Origin of the sequence: Rhodovulum sp. DZ06, from assembly GCF_050586345.1 — a bacterium.
GTDB lineage: Bacteria > Pseudomonadota > Alphaproteobacteria > Rhodobacterales > Rhodobacteraceae > JBOCEF01.
This window is the reverse complement of record NZ_JBOCEF010000073.1, coordinates 1-15,499: the sequence shown is the minus strand read 5'-3', so window position 1 is coordinate 15,499 and position 15,499 is coordinate 1. Positions and strand designations below refer to the sequence as shown.

Genomic DNA, 15,499 nt, shown 5'->3' with positions numbered 1-15,499 from the left:
CCGCGGCGCCGCATCGGGGTGATGCTGGTCAATCTCGGCACCCCCGACGCGACCGATTACTGGTCGATGCGCCGGTATCTGAACGAGTTCCTGTCGGACCGCCGCGTCATCGACTACTCGCCGCTCCTGTGGCAGCCGCTGCTGCAGCTGATCATCCTGTCCAAGCGCCCGAAATCCTCGGGCGAGGCCTATGCGGGCATCTGGAACCAGGAGAAGAACGAGTCCCCCCTGCTGACCACCACGCGCGAGCAGACCGAGGCGCTGGCCGAGCGGCTGTCGGCGGCGTTCGGGCAGGAGGTGCTGGTCGATTTCTGCATGCGCTACGGCAACCCCTCGACCCCCGAGCGGATCGAGGCGATGCAAAAGGCGGGCTGCGACCGGATCCTGTTCTTCCCGCTCTACCCCCAGTACGCCGGGGCGACGACCGGCACCGCCAATGACCAGCTGTTCCGCGTGCTGATGAAGCTCGACTGGCAGCCCGCGGTCCGCACCGTGCCGCCCTATTACGACCACCCGATGTATATCGAGGCGCTGGCGAACACGGTGCGCGAGGCTTACGCGGGCCTCTCCCACCGCCCCGACGCGCTGGTGACCTCCTATCACGGGCTGCCCAAGCGCTACCTGGTGAAGAAGGGCGACCCCTATCACTGCCAGTGCCAGGGCACGACGCGCCGCCTGCGCGACGCGCTGGGCTTCTCGGAGGAGGAGGTGGTGACCACCTTCCAGTCCCGTTTCGGCCCGGAAGAGTGGCTCCAGCCCTACACGGTCGAGGAGGTCGCGCGGCTGGCGAAAGCGGGCAAGAAGCGGATCGCGGTGATGGCGCCCGCCTTCTCGGCCGATTGCGTCGAGACGCTCGAGGAGATCAACGAGGAGATCAAGGAGAGCTTCGAGCACGCGGGCGGCGAGGAGTTCACCTACATCCCCTGCCTCAACAGCCGTCCCGACCACATGGACATGATCGAGACCATCGTGAAGTCGGAGCTGTCGGGCTGGATCTGATCCGGGGCGCCGGGCGACGACATGCGGGGGGCCGGGCGGCCCCCCGTTTTCGTTCGGCGGCGGGGACCTGCCCGCGCGGACCGGCGCCGCCTGCGTCACCATGCGCGCGCCCCGGGGGCGGGCGCTGTTTTCCATAACCGCCGGTGCTGCTACGCTCCCTCCCAGGTCGCTGGAGGAGCCGCGCCATGTACCTTCTGCCCAAGGTCCTGTCCAAAGCCATCCGCAAGGGGCGCCTGACGCTGCACGGCCCGGGGGGCGAGACCCATGTCTTCGGCGCCGAACCCGGCCCCGAGGTCACGATCCGGGTGCATGACGCCAGTTTCGACTGGAAGATCGCCCTGAACCCCGAGCTGCGCGCCGCCGAGGCCTTCATGGACGGGGTGCTGACGGTCGAGGACGGGCCGGAGGGCGGCTCGGCCTGGGACCTGCTGGAGATCTTCTTCCTGAACAAGCGGGAGTTCGACCTCTCCCCCGGGCAGATCGCGATCAAGGCGTGGGAGAAGGCGATCCGCCGGGCGCTGCAGCACAACAGGCTGGCGCAGTCGCGGCGCAACGTGGCGCATCACTACGATCTCGGGAACGATTTCTACCGCAAGTGGCTGTGCGGGGACATGCAGTACTCCTGCGCCTATTACCCCAGCGGGGACGAGACGCTGGAGGAGGCGCAGCTGCTGAAAAAGCGCCACATCGCCGCCAAGCTGCGGGTCGAGCCGGGGATGAAGGTGCTCGACATCGGCTGCGGCTGGGGCGGGCTGGGGCTGTACCTCGCCGCCGTGACGGGGGCGGAGGTGACGGGGGTGACGCTGTCCACCGAACAGCTCGCCATCGCCCGCGCCCGGGCCGAGGCCGCGGGGCTGTCGGATCGCTGCCGGTTCGAGCTGATCGACTACCGCGAGGTGGAGGGGAGCTTCGACCGGGTGGTCTCGGTCGGGATGCTGGAACATGTCGGGGTGGGGCATTTGCAGGAGTATTTCCTGAAGGTGCGCGACCGGCTGGCGCCGGAGGGGCTGGCGCTGATCCACTCGATCTCCACCAAGGCGCCGCCGGGGATCACCGGGCCGTTCCTGCGCAAGTACATCTTCCCCGGCGGCTATGCGCCGAGCGGGTCCGAGGCGATGCTGGCGGTGGAACGGTCGGGTCTGTGGATGCTCGATACCGAGGTCTGGCGGGTGCATTACGCGACCACGCTGCGCGACTGGCGGATGCGGTTCCAGGCGGTGCGCCCCGAGGTCGAGGCGATGTATGACGAGCGCTTCGCGCGGATGTTCGAATTCTACCTCGCGGCCTGCGACGGGGCGTTCCGGTATGGCTCGTCCAACGTGATGCAGTGGATGCTGGGGCGCGAGCGGGACGCGGCGCCGCTGCACCGCAACTGGATCGCGCCGCGCAGCGCCCGGCTTGCAGCGCGGGAGGCGGAGACGGACGCCGTGGCGCGGATCGAGGCCGCCACCCGCGCGGCCTTCGGCGAGGCCGAGGCCCCGGGCGGGGCGGGGCTGCGCGTGGTGTCCTGAGGGGGGCTTCGGGACCGCCCACGGCGTGTCCGGCCGCTCGGAGGGGGCTTGCGCCCCCGCCTCGCGGCCGGAGGCGGACGGCTGCGCCGCCGCCGGGCGCCCGGACGCGCGGTCGGTTCGCGCCATCAGGCCGGGGCGACCGCCAGCGAGATGTCGATATCGGCGCCCAGGGCGGCGGCCGCGTTCACGACGATGCTCGGCAGGTTGATCCCCGATATATCCTCGGCCTGCGCCGCCGTGATCCAGATGTTCACACCGACCCGGCCCCCTCCGTCTTCCCGGCCGAGGGCCTCGCCGAAGCGTGCCAGCTGCGCCGCCACGTCGCCTGCGTCGGCCTCGTCGATCACGCCGTTGCGGCAGGGAAGCTCCATCTCGGCGCCGCGAAGGTAAGGCGCGGCATTTACCGGGCGATGGACCGTGGCCGCCATCCGTCGCGCCAGGTCATCCAGGTCGATGGCGGGGTCCGCCGGCTCGGCTGAAAAGAACACGCGCAGGTGCATGGGATCGCCTCTGGTTTGGATGAGCGGCATTGGGCGCACCCCTTGTGCAGCGCAGGCCCGGACGGTGGAGCCTGGCCCGACGCCCGTCCCGGGGCGCGCTTCGGGCCCCTACCTTGCGCCACCTCCCGCCTCCGACCCCATCACGCTCTCGTGCAGCGCATTGCCCTTCGGCCCGGAACCCGCGATGTGTTCAGGGAAGGCGAAGGGGGCGCGTCCGCCCCCGCCTGGAAAGGGGAGGGCGGCCATGCTGCGCCTGTTGGGTCTGATCTTCGCGGTGCTCGCCGGCGTCGTGCGTGCGCAGGACATGCAGGGCGAGGGCGCCCGGGCGGCGGAACTGGGCGAGCTCTGGTTCCAGTATCACAAGGAAAGCCTGATCGGCCTGCAGTCCGGCCTCGAGAACCGCGTCTCGCCCGAGGCGTTCCAGGCCGTCGAGCCGATCCTCTACGTCCCGGCCTGGCAGGTCTTCGCGGGCCTCGCCGCCCTGTTCTGGGGGCTGGCATTGCTGATCCGCATCCTGCGCGGCCCGAAGCGGCGCGAGGAGGCGGAGGCCTGAGCGCCGCCGCATGCGGCGACGCAAAAGGGGCGCCCCGGTCGGGGCGCCCCTTTTGCGTCGCGCGGGTCTTGCCCGCGGCGGGGTCCTGTCCGGCCCCCGCTCCCTCAGCCCTTGAAGCGCCGGATGATCGCGGCGGTGTCGTCCTCGCCCATGTCGGCGGCGAGTTCTTCGGGCGTCATCCCGTCCTCGTCCTTCGCCGCCCGGTCCGCGCCCGCGGCCAGCAGCGCCTCCGCCGCCTCGTTCATCCCGTTCCCGGCCGCGTCATGCAGCGGCGTCGCGCCATCCTCGCCCACCGCGTTCACATCGGCGCCATTGGCCAGCAGCAGCGCAATCTGTTCCACGTCGCCCAGCCGGGCGGCGAAATGCAGCGGCATGGAGCCGAACTCGCTGCGGGTGTTCACCGTCAGCGGGGCGTCCTTCGGGAAATAGTCGTCCTCGCGATAGAGGTCGAACAGGGCGGAAAGCGTGAGGGCGATGGGTCTTCTCCCCGGATCTTCTTGCGGTCCGCTTCAGGGACGGGACGCCCTTGATGGACCGGGCGGGCGGTGCAATACCGCCCGCCCGCCTGGCGGGGCCTCACCCCGCCTTTCGGAAAATCTTCATCCCGCGCGCGCGCTTCCTCGGATCGCTCTCGAACAGCGCCGCCAGCTGCTCCGTAATGGCTCCCGCCAGCTGCTCCGCATCCGTGATCGTCACCGCGCGCGAGTAATACCGCGTCACGTCATGGCCGATGCCGATGGCCAGAAGCTCCACCTGCTTCTTGCGCTCGATCATCGCGATCACGTCGCGCAGGTGTTTCTCGAGGAAGTTCGACGGGTTCACCGACAGGGTGGAATCATCCACCGGCGCGCCGTCCGAGATCACCATCAGGATCCGCCGCGCCTCGGGGCGCTTCATGATCCGCCGGTGCGCCCATTCCAGCGCCTCGCCGTCGATATTCTCCTTCAAGAGGCCCTCTTTCATCATCAGGCCCAGGTTCGGCCGCGCGCGCCGCCAGGGGGCGTCCGCGCGCTTGTAGATGATGTGGCGCAGGTCATTGAGGCGCCCGGGCGATTGCGGGCGACCCTCGTTCAGCCAGTCCTCGCGCGACAGCCCGCCCTTCCAGGCGCGGGTGGTGAAGCCCAGCACCTCGACCTTGACCGAGCACCGCTCCAGCGTCCGCGCCAGGATGTCGGCGCAGATCGCGGCGATGGAGATCGGGCGCCCGCGCATGGACCCCGAGTTGTCGATCAGCAGCGTCACCACGGTGTCGCGGAACTCGGTGTCCTGCTCGACCTTGAAGCTGAGCGGCGTGGTGGGGTTGGCCACGACGCGCGCCAGGCGGGCGGCGTCGAGCACGCCCTCCTCCTGGTCGAATTCCCAGCTGCGGTTCTGCTGCGCCTGCAGGCGGCGCTGCAGCTTGTTCGCGAGGCGCCCGACGGCGCCTTTCAGCGGCTCCAGCTGCTGGTCGAGATAGGCGCGCAGGCGCTCCAGCTCCTCGATCTCCGCCAGGTCCTCGGCCTCGACCTCCTCGTCATGCTTGAGGGTGAAGGCCTTGTATTCGGGGTCGGCGTCCGAGATCGACGGCGGAACCTCGGGCAGCTCGGGCGCCTCGCCGTCATCGGCCATGGCGTCCTCGTCGAAATCGGCGTCGTCCATGTCCTCGAGCGCGGCCTGCATGGCCTTGCTGTCGCGGGTGTCCTGGGCGCTGTCGTCGTCGTCCGCGTCGTTCTGCTCGTCCTCGGCGCCCTCGTCGCCGCCCTCCTCGGGCTCCTGCTCGTCCGACTCCTGCTCGTCCTGGTTCTCTTCGTCGTCGTCCGTTTCCTGGTCGGGGTCCTCGCCCAGCTCCTCGCCGAAGCCGAGATCCTCGATGGTCTGGCGGGCGAGGCGCGCGAAGGCGGCCTGGTCGCCCAGCATCTCGTCCAGCCGGGCGAATTTCTCGGCCGCGTTGGATTCGAGATAGCCGCGCCACAGGTCGAGCACGTTGCGCGCGCCCTCGGGCAGCTCGCGCCCGGTGGCGAGCTGGCGCACGAGGTAGCCCGCCGCCTCGGCCAGCGGGGCCTGGGTGCTGTCGGTCAGCCCGACGAAGCCGCGCCGCCGGGTCTCGGCGTCGAGCCGGGCGTCGAGGTTGTCGGCCACGCCGGGCATGGCCTTGGACCCGATCGCCTCGCAGCGCGCGGTCTCCATCGCGTCGAAGATGGCGCGGGCGGTGTCGCCCTGGGGGCGGTAGCGGGCGTTCTCACCGGCGTCGTGGAAGCGGGTGCGCAGGGCGAAGGCGTCCGAGGCGCCGCGGGCCTGGACCACCTCGTCCCGGGTCATCCGGCGGGTGATCTGCGGCAGGCGCACGGCGTCCCCGGCCATCCCCGGCGGATCGGCCGAGTAGGTGACCTTCATCTCCGGGTCGTTCGCCATCGCGCGGGTGGCTTCGCCGAGCGCTTTTTTAAAGGGGTCGGCGGGGTTGTCGTTTCTATTGGTTGTCATCCCACGCACACCTTTTAGCGGTTCACGTATTTCAGCACGGTGGCGTAGTCGATGCCACGCTTGGCCAGTTCTTCGATGACCCGCTCGCGCCGTCGATCGGATGAGGGCGCGAACGGATTCTTGTAGTTGATCAGCCAAGCGATCCCGCAGAACGCGCCTATGACAATGCACAGGCCGCTGCCAGCGGCAGGGTCGATGATCGTCCCGGCGCACACCAGCGCGATCAGGCCGAGGCCTGGCACGGCGTACTCCTTGCTGAGGCACATGTACGACCGTGACGCCTCGATGCGCCACAGTTCGACAAGAAGCGCCCGCTCTTCCGTGTCACCCTCGAAATCAAGCAGCGCGCTTGGGTCCGGCGGCGGCAGAAGCAGCATCGTCGTTTCACCCCAGCGAAACGCTCGCCGCGCTCTCCGGCAGCTCCTGCCCGAAGCAGCGCTGGTAGAACTCGGCCACCGTCTGGCGCTCCAGCTCGTCGCACTTGTTCAGGAATGTCACGCGGAACGCAAAGCCCACGTCGCCGCCGAAGATGCGCGCGTTCTCGGCCCAGGCGATGACCGAGCGGGGCGACATGACGGTGGACAGGTCCCCGTTCATGAAGGCCGAGCGGGTCAGGTCCGCCACCGTCACCATGCGCCCGATGGTCGTCTCGCCCTCGGGGGTGCGGTAGTCGGGGTTCTTGGCCAGCACGATCTCCGCCTCGGCGTCATGGTCGAGGTAGTTGAGCGTGACGACCATCGACCAGCGGTCCATCTGGCCCTGGTTGATCTGCTGGGTGCCGTGATAGAGGCCCGTCGTGTCCCCGAGGCCCACGGTGTTCGCGGTGGCGAACAGGCGGAAATAGGGGTTCGGGTGGATCACTTCGTTCTGGTCGAGCAGCGTCAGCTTGCCGTCGACCTCCAGCACGCGCTGGATCACGAACATCACGTCCGGGCGGCCCGCGTCGTATTCGTCGAACACGATGGCGGTGTTGGTCTTGAGCGCCCAGGGCAGGATGCCCTCGTGGAACTCGGTCACCTGCTTGCCGTCGCGGATCTTGATCGCGTCCTTGCCGATCAGGTCGATGCGGCTGATGTGGCTGTCGAGGTTGACGCGCACGCAGGGCCAGTGAAGGCGCGAGGCGACCTGCTCGATATGCGTGGATTTGCCGGTGCCGTGATAGCCCTGGATCATCACCCGCCGGTTATGGGCGAAGCCCGCGAGGATCGCGAGCGTGGTGTCCCGGTCGAACTGATAGGTGGGATCGAGGGTGGGCACGCGGTCGGTGGGTTCGGCGAATCCCTTGACCTTCATGTCGATGTCGATCCCGAAGGTCTCCCGGACGTCGATGTCCATCGTGGGTTCAATCGCCGTCATGCCTGCGCCGTCCGCCATTTGGTTAACTCGTGTATTTTCAGGGCCTTGCGGTCCCGTTTCGCCCCTTGTGCGCGGCGCGCCGACAGTGCGGCGCAGGCCCCGCGCGGGGCGGTCGTGGGCCCCGGAAAGCTCCGGGAAAGGTAAGCGAAGCATATGGTGCGAATACCGCTTGGCAAGGGGGCGGCGGCGCCTTGGGCGCTTGGGCCGCGCCTTGCGGTGCGGTAGGGTAGCGGTTCGGACGCGGGGGAGGCCCCGCGGAAGACGGCGCAGGGGTGCGCCGGACGTCATGGGTGGTGAGGGGCAAGTGGTTCCGTTTTATGCGAAACGGCGTTCCATCGGGTATGGAGCGCCGGTGAGGCGTCTGCTGCGTGCGGCGGCGGCGGGTGCGACTCGAACGCGCGGCGCGGCGACGCTGGCCGCGGCGCTGCTGCTGGCCGGGCCCGCCTGGGCGGCGCCGCTGACCGGCGACGCGCGGGTGGTGGATGGGGACACGCTGCGCCTGTCGCTGCCGGGCGGCGCAGAGGAGAAGATCCGCGTCCTCGACATCGACGCGCCCGAGGCGGGGCAGAACTGCCGCGACGCCAAGGGCCGGTCCTGGCGCTGCGGCGAGGCGGCGACGGCGATGGCGGCGCGGCTGGCGGCGCTCGGCCCCATGCGCTGCGAGGGCGAGGGGCGGGACAAATATGGCCGCCTTCTCGCCGCCTGCGCCGCCGCCGACGGGCGCGACCTCGGGGGCGCGCTGGTCGGGGCGGGGCTGGCGCTGGCCTATCGGCGCTTCTCGGACCGGTATGTCCCGCAGGAGATCGACGCCTTCAAGGCGGGCCGCGGCATGTGGGCGGGGGCGTTCGACAAGCCCTGGGACTGGCGCCACGGGCGGCGCAGCGCGGCCTCGGCGGGGGACCTGGCCGGGGACAAGGCGCAGGGGCTGTTCGGCGCCCCGGAGGCGCCCGTCGCCGCCGCCTCTGCGCCTGCAGGCTGCGCCATCAAGGGCAACATCTCGGGCAACGGCCAGATCTATCACATGCCCGGTCAGGCGGATTACGACCGCACCCGCATCTCGGCCAAGCGGGGCGAGCGGTGGTTCTGTTCCGAGGAAGAGGCCCGCGCGGCGGGCTGGCGCCGGGCGAAGCGCTGAGGGACGCGGGGATCAGTCGGGGAAGTTGCGGCTGCCCTTGATCTGGTCCCAGGCCCAGAGGACCTGGGTCAGCCGCTGCTCATCCTCGCGGCTGCCGCCATTCATGTCCGGGTGCAGCGATTTCACCAGCTCGCGGAACGACTTGCGGATCTCGGGCTTGGGGCGGATCCCGTCCTCGCCCAGCACCGAGAGGGCCTTGCGCTCATTCGGCGGCAGGCGGCGCAGGGCGCGGGCGGCGAGGTCCTTCGCCCGGTCCGCCTCGGCCGCCGCGGCGCCGGGATTGATCGTCGCGTTCTCGCCCAGCGCATCCAGCGGGTCGTTGAAGCCGAACCGCGCCCAGGCCCGCCCCTCGGCATGGGGATGCTGGCCGATCGGCGACTTGGGCACGTCCTTCCAGCTCCAGGTCGGGCGGTCCCAGACGGAATCGCTGCGCATCTGCCGCTCGATCTCGTCCTCGGACCAGTCCTCGTAGAAGTTCCAGCTCTTGTTGAATTCCCGCACGTGGTCGAGGCAGAACCAACGGTACTCGTCCAGCTGCTGCGGCGAGCGGGGCGCGCGATAGGCGCCCGCGGCCTCGCAGCCCGGGTGCTCGCAGGGGCGGGACGAGCTTTCGAACGCGCCCGACATCCCCCGCTTGCGCTGGCGGCGGGCCTTGTCGGCCGAGACGGAGACGTCGAAATCGAAGATCGAGCGGGGCGGCGCCACGGGCCTTCTCCTCCTGTCCAGCGGGGGCGCGAGTCGAGCGGATGACTCTAGCGCATGGCGGCCCGGGGAAAAACGCCCCGGGGCCGGGCTTTCACGGGATGGCGCCGCAGCCGCAGGGCGGAGCGCGCGGGGCGGGCGCCGGGGCGTCATCCTGCCGGGGGGCGGGTTGACGAAAGGTTGGCCGCGGGGCGGCGGCCCGCCATGCGGAAGCGCGCCGCGCGGGGCTTGCGCGGCGCCCCCGGGCCGCGGGATATGGGACCGCGCGCAGGCCGCGGCAACCCCTGCCGCGCGCCGCGCGCCAGGGATTAGGGGCGAGAGCATGACCCAGACGACTTACGCCGACCGGATGCGCGCCAGGCTGACCGAGGCGCTGGCGCCGACCGAGCTTGAGATCGAGGACCAGTCCGAGCAGCATCGCGGCCATGGCGGCTACCGCGAGGGGGGCGAGACGCATTTCCACGTCTCGATCCGCTCGGCCGCCTTCGACGGGCTCAACCGGGTGCAGCGCCAGCGGCTGGTCCACAAGGCGGTGGCGGCGGAGCTGGAGGAGCGGGTGCACGCGCTGTCGCTGACCCTGAAGGGCGCGGCGGAGTGAGGGGGGCGCGGGCGGCCTCGGCGCTGGCGGTCGCGGCCCTGCTCGGCGGCTGCGCGGCGGCGGCCGTCGTGGATGCGGCGGCGACGGTCGGGAGCGCGGCGGTGAGCGTCGCCGCGACCGGGGTCGAGGCGGCCGCGGATGTCGGCGGCGCCGCCGTGGACGTCGTGGTCGGCGGGGACTGAGGGGGAGGCTCGTCGCGACGGGGGCCTCCCGCAAGCCCGCCCGGGCTTTCCCGGGGCGCCCGGGCCGTCAGTCGATGGCGCGGAAGATCGAGGTCGGCTCCTCGGCCCCCTCGGCGGCCTTGCGGGCGGTGCGGATCACCGGCTGGTGATGCGGCGACAGCTCGGGCTGGGCCATCGGGTCGGGCAGGGCGCGGCGGAAGATCAGCACCGAGTGCAGCACCTCCCCCCCGCGCGAGAAGAGGCCTCCCTTCGAATCCGCGGGCAGGGTCTCGGCGCGCTGGAATTCCCAGCCGTCATGGGATTCGTCGTTGAGCACGTCCTCGATGGTGCGGGCGAAGCCCTCGTGGCCGGCCTTCACGCCCTTGTAGCGGCGCTCCCGGCGCGGGGCGGCGACGGTCTTGTACTCGTAACGGGTCATCGCGTTCGGTCCTGCTTGCGGCGGGGGCGGGCCGGTTGCGGCGCGGGCCGCCCCTGGACGTGTCATGCCGCGCGGCCCCGGGGGGGACGGGGCGCGAGTCGCGGCGGGTCGGCAAGACGATAGCACGCGGCGCGGGGACGGGAAGGCCGGATCGGCGCGGAACCCCTCCCCGGCGCCTTCATGAACAAGCGGTTAGCGGGAGGGTGCGCCGGGCGGGGCGGGGCGCCCCCGCGCGCGGCCCGGACGCCCGCCGCCCCGCGCCGCCGCCCGCCCCGCGCGCGGGCGGCCGGGCGAGCGGGAGGGCGCGTCCCTCCCCGAGGCCGGGCGCACCCGGGCGGGAGACGCGAAACGCCCCGGCCGTCGGGGCCGGGGCGCTGCATCGCCGTCAGGCTGGGGGCGGATCCGTCCGCTCAGGGGGGGGCGGCCCCCCCATTCGCGCCCGGAGGGCGGCCGGGGCCGCCCGCGCGCCGATCCGGGCCGGGGCGCGGGCGGCGCGGGGCCTCACTCGATCCCGAGCCTGGCCTTCACGATCTCCTGCACCGCCTGCGGGTTGGCCTTGCCCTTCGAGGCTTTCATCACCTGCCCGACGAACCAGCCGGACATGGACGGCTTGGCCTTGGCCGCCTCGGCCTTGTCGGGGTTGGCGGCGATCACCTCGTCCACCACCGCCTCGATGGCGCCGGTGTCGGTGACCTGCTTCATGCCGCGCTCTTCCACGACCTTGGCCGGGTCGCCGCCTTCATTCCACAGGATCTCGAACAGGTCCTTGCCGATCTTGCCCGAGATGTCGCCCTTCTCGATCAGGTCGATCACGCCGCCGATCTGGGCGGGGGAGATGGGGCTGTCCGCCACCCCCTTCTGCTCCTTGTTCAGGCGGCCGAAGAGCTCGTTGATCACCCAGTTCGCGGCCTTCTTGCCGTCGCGCCCCGCGGCGACCGCCTCGAAGAACGCGGCGTTCTCCACCTCGGCCGTCAGCACCCCGGCGTCGTACTCGGTCACGCCGTACTGGGTGACGAACCGCGCCTTCTTCTCATCCGGCAGCTCGGGCAGCGAGGCGGCGATCTCGTCCACCCAGGACTGCGGGTATTCGAGCGGCAGCAGGTCCGGGTCGGGGAAGTACCGGTAATCATGCGCCTCTTCCTTCGAGCGCATGGACCGGGTCTCGCCCTTGGTCGGATCGTAGAGGCGGGTCTCCTGGTCGATCTTGCCGCCGTCTTCGAGGATCGCGATCTGGCGGCGCGCCTCGTAGTCGATGGCCTGCTGGATGAAGCGCATGGAGTTCATGTTCTTGATCTCGCAGCGGGTGCCGAGATGCGAGAAGTCCTGCGTCTCCATGTATTTCTCGTACTGCCCGGGGCGGCAGACCGACACGTTCACGTCCGCGCGCAGCGAGCCTTCCTGCATGTTGCCGTCGCAGGTGCCGAGATAGCGCATGATCTGGCGCAGCTTGCGCACGTATTCCGCCGCCTCCTCCGGCCCGCGGATGTCGGGGCGCGAGACGATCTCCATCAGCGCCACGCCGGTGCGGTTGAGGTCGACGAAGGACAGCGCCGGGTCGAGGTCATGCACCGACTTGCCCGCGTCCTGCTCGAGATGGATGCGCTCGATCCGCACCTTGCGGGCGATGCCGGGGGCCATGTCGACGATCACCTCGCCCTCGCCCACCACCGGGTCCTTGAACTGGCTGATCTGGTAGCCCTGCGGCAGGTCCGGGTAGAAGTACTGCTTGCGGTCGAAGCGGCTGAACAGGTTGATCTTCGCCTTCAGCCCGAGGCCGGTGCGGATCGCCTGCTCGACGCAGAATTCGTTGATCACGGGCAGCATGCCGGGCATGGCCGCGTCGATCAGCGACACGTTGGCGTTCGGCTCGGCGCCGAAGCTGGTCGAGGCGCCCGAGAACAGCTTGGCGTTGGAATGGACCTGGGCGTGCACCTCCATGCCGATCACCAGCTCCCAGTCGCCGGTCACGCCGGGGATGATCTTCGGCTCGGGGGCCGTGTGCGCGAGGTCGAGCATGGGAGGGCGTCTCCATTCAGCGTCAGCTTGAGGGTCGTTCCGGTCCAATAGCGCGGGCGGCGCGGCTTTTCCAGAGGGGCGCGCAGCCCGGCGCCGCGCGGCGGAGGCGCCCGCGGGCCGCGGCGGGGCGAAGACCGGGATGCAGGGCGCCCGCCGGCGGCGTCCCCCGACGTCCCGCGGCGCGACGCCGGGGGCGGCGCCGGCGTCGCGCCGCGGGACGCCGGGCCTTCCGCTGCGGAAGTCAGGACAGGGCGTCGCGGGGCGGCGGCGGGCGTCCGCGGGCGCTTGCAACCGGCCCGGCCCCGTCGCATCGTATCCGCCATTCCGGGGGGAAAGGGGTTCGGCATGAACCGACGACTGCAAGACGTCCGCCGCCGCGCCGCGCGCGCGCTGGCCGGGGCCGCCGCCGCGGCCGCGCTGCTGTGCGGGCTGGCCGCGGCGCCGACGCCCGCGCGCGCCGACGCGCTGGAGGCCATCGCCGAGCGCGGCGTTCTCACCCTCGGCTACCGGCTCGACGCGCCGCCCTTCTCCTACCGCGACGAAGGCGGCGCCCCCGAGGGGCTGGCGGTCGCGCTCTGCGCCGCGCTCGCGTCCCATATCGGCGAAGCGCTCGGGGTCCCGGACCTGAAGGTGGAATGGAAGCCCGTCACCTCGCAGACCCGCTTCCCCGCGGTGCGGGACGGCGAGGTGGATCTGCATTGCGGCCCCACCACCCAGACCATCGCCCGGCGCGAGACGCTGGATTTCTCGATCCCCTATTTCATCGCCGGCGCGGGCGTCGTGTTCCGCAAGGGCGGGGCCGAGAGCCTGTCGGACCTGACCTCGGAGCCCGTCGGGGTGCTCGCCGGCACCACCACCGAGGCGCTGGCCCCCGAGCTTCTGCGCAAGCACGGCGCCACCAGCCCCGTCGCCCCGTTCCCGAGCCACGTGCACGGCCTCGCCGCCCTGCAGGCGGGCGAGATCGAGGCCTATATCGGCGACCAGTCGATCCTCTATTACCAGCTCGGGCGCATGGCCCCGCTGGCGCCGCTCCACGTGGCGCCGGACCTCTATTCCTTCGAGCCCTACGCGCTGACCATGAAGCGCGGCGAGACCGGGCTGCGGCTGCTGGTCGACCAGGGGCTGAGCCGGATCTACCGCTCGGGCGAGATCTATGACCACATCCGCTCGGCCATGGGCCGGGTGAACCTGAGCCCGCTGACCGAGGCGGTCTACGAGGTGGTGGCGATCCCGGAGTGATCCCGGCGGGGGAGCGCCGCGCCCGGCCCTTCGCCTGTGGCCCGCGGGGCGCCCGCGGCGCGCGGCGGGCGGGGCGCTGCGTGGCGGGCGCTTGACCCCGGGCGCCGCGCCGGGGGATGCAGGGGGCCGAGAGGAAAGGGCCGCCCGCGATGATCCGCATCACCGACGACATCTCCATCGCCGACTGGGAGCTGACCGAGAGTTTCTCGCGGTCGTCCGGCCCCGGCGGGCAGAACGTCAACAAGGTGGAGACGGCGGTGGAGCTGCGCTTCGAGGCGGCGCGGTCCCCGCATCTGAACGACTACGTGAAGGCGCGGCTGAAGCGGCTGGCGGGGCGGCGCTGGACCCAGGACGGGGCGGTGATCATCCGCGCCGAGGCGCACCGCTCCCAGGCCCGCAACCGCGAGGACGCGCTGGAGCGGCTCAAGGCGCTGATCGAGCAGGCCACGCACCGGCCCAAGCGGCGCATCCCCACCAAGCCGACCAAGGGCAGCCAGCGCCGCCGCATGGACGCCAAGACCCGCCGCGGCGCGGTCAAGGCGCTGCGCGGCAAGCCCGAGGCGGAGTGAGGGGCGGCCCCGGGCGGGCGGCGCGCGAGACGGCGGGGCGGCGACGCCCCCCGGTTTCCGAGCCTCGTGAAGCCTCCGCCCCCCCCCCGGACACGCAAAGGGCCGGAGCCCCGAGGCTCCGGCCCTTCCCCCCGGCAGATCACCGGCGGTCGTGAGGTGGGTCCGACGAGCGGAGGCGGCGCAGATTGCGTCCGCACGCGTGCCGTCGGCAGAGAGGCTGCTCCCTTAAACGCGGTCCTCGCGCGCAAGCCCCGCCGTCGGTCCCAGGTTCTCACTGATCATCGGACACCTCCTTTCTGTTGTGGTTGGATGAGAAAAGCGTGCCTGCCGCTTCGGCGCCTGTAAAGCCTTGCGTGGGGTTGACTTTCGAAAATCTTGTGGCGCCGTTTGCGCCGCCCGCAAAATGGGCGGCAAAGCACAAGGGGCGCCCGCATTGCAGGCGCCCCTTGCACGGGATGGCATGAGAGGGAGGCGGGCAGGGCGCGCGGCGCCGCCCGCCCGGCGGCTCAGGCCGCCGCGATCCGGCGCGAGGCGGCGCGGAACGGCGCCAGGGCGATGAGCGCCAGCGCGAGCTTCACCCCGAAATCCGCGACGGCGAGCGAGACCCAGAGCGGCGCGGCCGGGCCCATGCCCAGAAGCGGGATCGCCTCGCCCGCCCAGGACACGTCGTCCGCCGGGTCGAGGAAGGTGAAGCTCCCCGCGAAGGCGACCGAGAAGAACAGGCCCGTGTCGACCGCCGAGCCGATCAGCGACGAGGCCAGCGGCGCCCGCCACCAGGACCCGGCGCGCAGCCGGTCGAACACGCTCACGTCCAGCATCTGCGCCGCGAGGAAGGCGAGGCCCGAGGCGAGCGCGATGCGGAAGGTGGTGGCGTCGAACGCGGCCGCGATGAAGGAGCAGGCGATGCCGGCGACGAAGCCCGCCGCCACGACCTTGCGCGCCGCCGTCGCGCCGTAGGCGCGGTTGGTCAGGTCGGTGACCAGGAAGGCGAAGGGATAGCTCATGGCGCCCCAGGTCAGCCAGTCGCCCAGCAGGTGCTGCACGAGGATGTTGGAGGCCGCCACGATGGCGGTCATGGCGAGGATGCCGAGCGCGAGTCCACGGGTCATGTCGGAGGGTCTCCTTGCAGGGCCGGGGCGCGGGGATGCGCGAAAGGGGCCAAGGCCGGCTGGGCCGGACGGGAAAGGCCGCCGCATACAGGGGGCGCGGCCCGCTGGCAAGGGGCGGGGGGCCGGATGCAGGCGCGGCGGGCGGGGCGCGC

Annotated in this window: 17 protein-coding genes; 8 read left to right on the top strand and 9 right to left on the bottom strand. The window is 71.4% G+C overall.

What is annotated here, in order from left to right:
* Positions 1–999, top strand: a 999-nt coding sequence (hemH, locus tag ACQ5SO_RS20400) for a ferrochelatase (RefSeq protein WP_430943498.1), incomplete at its 5' end; no start/stop codon positions are given.
* 185 nt (positions 1,000–1,184) lie between these two features.
* Entirely contained in the window at positions 1,185–2,510 is a 1,326-nt protein-coding gene (locus ACQ5SO_RS20395; protein WP_430943497.1) for a class I SAM-dependent methyltransferase, read from the top strand.
* 125 nt (positions 2,511–2,635) lie between these two features.
* Here the strand turns inward: ACQ5SO_RS20395 and ACQ5SO_RS20390 are convergent, their stop codons facing one another.
* Positions 2,636–3,040 (bottom strand): hypothetical protein, encoded by a 405-nt coding sequence (locus ACQ5SO_RS20390; protein ID WP_430943496.1) that lies wholly within the window; start codon positions 3,038–3,040, stop codon positions 2,636–2,638.
* Positions 3,041–3,254: 214 nt separating this feature from the next.
* On the opposite strand from ACQ5SO_RS20390, the gene ACQ5SO_RS20385 reads away from it, so the two are divergent.
* Entirely contained in the window at positions 3,255–3,563 is a 309-nt protein-coding gene (locus tag ACQ5SO_RS20385; protein WP_430943495.1) for a hypothetical protein, read from the top strand.
* 104 nt (positions 3,564–3,667) lie between these two features.
* On the opposite strand, the gene ACQ5SO_RS20380 is transcribed toward ACQ5SO_RS20385, so the two are convergent.
* From ACQ5SO_RS20380 to cobS, 4 genes are all read right to left on the bottom strand, one after another.
* The gene (locus ACQ5SO_RS20380; protein ID WP_430943494.1) at positions 3,668–3,964 is read right to left on the bottom strand and encodes an ankyrin repeat domain-containing protein; all 297 of its coding nucleotides are present in this window, start codon (positions 3,962–3,964) and stop codon (positions 3,668–3,670) included.
* 175 nt (positions 3,965–4,139) lie between these two features.
* On the bottom strand, positions 4,140–6,023 hold the full coding sequence (gene cobT, locus ACQ5SO_RS20375) for a cobaltochelatase subunit CobT (RefSeq protein ID WP_430943493.1): 1,884 nt from the start codon (positions 6,021–6,023) through the stop codon (positions 4,140–4,142).
* Between the two features lie 14 nt (positions 6,024–6,037).
* Positions 6,038–6,400: a hypothetical protein gene (locus ACQ5SO_RS20370; RefSeq protein WP_430943492.1), complete on the bottom strand. Its 363-nt coding sequence runs from the start codon at positions 6,398–6,400 to the stop codon at positions 6,038–6,040.
* A 7-nt stretch (positions 6,401–6,407) separates the two neighbouring features.
* Complete coding sequence (gene cobS / locus ACQ5SO_RS20365) at positions 6,408–7,397, bottom strand: cobaltochelatase subunit CobS (RefSeq protein WP_430943491.1); 990 nt, start codon at positions 7,395–7,397, stop codon at positions 6,408–6,410.
* Positions 7,398–7,731: 334 nt separating this feature from the next.
* Here cobS and ACQ5SO_RS20360 point away from each other — a divergent pair, with 334 nt between their 5' ends.
* A complete protein-coding gene (locus ACQ5SO_RS20360) occupies positions 7,732–8,514 on the top strand; it encodes a thermonuclease family protein (protein ID WP_430943490.1) in 783 nt (260 codons plus the stop codon).
* Positions 8,515–8,526: 12 nt separating this feature from the next.
* Here the strand turns inward: ACQ5SO_RS20360 and ACQ5SO_RS20355 are convergent, their stop codons facing one another.
* A complete protein-coding gene (locus tag ACQ5SO_RS20355; RefSeq protein WP_430943489.1) occupies positions 8,527–9,219 on the bottom strand; it encodes a molecular chaperone DnaJ in 693 nt (230 codons plus the stop codon).
* Between the two features lie 319 nt (positions 9,220–9,538).
* Here ACQ5SO_RS20355 and ACQ5SO_RS20350 point away from each other — a divergent pair, with 319 nt between their 5' ends.
* Both ACQ5SO_RS20350 and ACQ5SO_RS20345 read left to right on the top strand, forming a co-directional pair.
* Positions 9,539–9,814: a BolA family protein gene (locus ACQ5SO_RS20350; protein ID WP_430943488.1), complete on the top strand. Its 276-nt coding sequence runs from the start codon at positions 9,539–9,541 to the stop codon at positions 9,812–9,814.
* Positions 9,811–9,996: a hypothetical protein gene (locus ACQ5SO_RS20345; RefSeq protein WP_430943487.1), complete on the top strand. Its 186-nt coding sequence runs from the start codon at positions 9,811–9,813 to the stop codon at positions 9,994–9,996. The genes ACQ5SO_RS20350 and ACQ5SO_RS20345 overlap by 4 nt, the downstream gene beginning before the upstream one ends.
* A gap of 67 nt (positions 9,997–10,063) precedes the next feature.
* On the opposite strand, the gene ACQ5SO_RS20340 is transcribed toward ACQ5SO_RS20345, so the two are convergent.
* Entirely contained in the window at positions 10,064–10,414 is a 351-nt protein-coding gene (locus ACQ5SO_RS20340) for a hypothetical protein (RefSeq protein ID WP_430943486.1), read from the bottom strand.
* Between the two features lie 501 nt (positions 10,415–10,915).
* Positions 10,916–12,430: an Asp-tRNA(Asn)/Glu-tRNA(Gln) amidotransferase subunit GatB gene (gene gatB, locus ACQ5SO_RS20335; RefSeq protein ID WP_430943485.1), complete on the bottom strand. Its 1,515-nt coding sequence runs from the start codon at positions 12,428–12,430 to the stop codon at positions 10,916–10,918.
* Positions 12,431–12,775: 345 nt separating this feature from the next.
* Here gatB and ACQ5SO_RS20330 point away from each other — a divergent pair, with 345 nt between their 5' ends.
* Positions 12,776–13,669: an amino acid ABC transporter substrate-binding protein gene (locus tag ACQ5SO_RS20330; protein WP_430943484.1), complete on the top strand. Its 894-nt coding sequence runs from the start codon at positions 12,776–12,778 to the stop codon at positions 13,667–13,669.
* Positions 13,670–13,818: 149 nt separating this feature from the next.
* Positions 13,819–14,238: an alternative ribosome rescue aminoacyl-tRNA hydrolase ArfB gene (arfB, locus tag ACQ5SO_RS20325; protein ID WP_430943483.1), complete on the top strand. Its 420-nt coding sequence runs from the start codon at positions 13,819–13,821 to the stop codon at positions 14,236–14,238.
* 506 nt (positions 14,239–14,744) lie between these two features.
* Here the strand turns inward: arfB and ACQ5SO_RS20320 are convergent.
* Positions 14,745–15,347, bottom strand: a complete 603-nt coding sequence (locus tag ACQ5SO_RS20320) for a VUT family protein (RefSeq protein WP_430943482.1) — start codon at positions 15,345–15,347, stop codon at positions 14,745–14,747.
* Positions 15,348–15,499 lie beyond the last annotated feature (152 nt).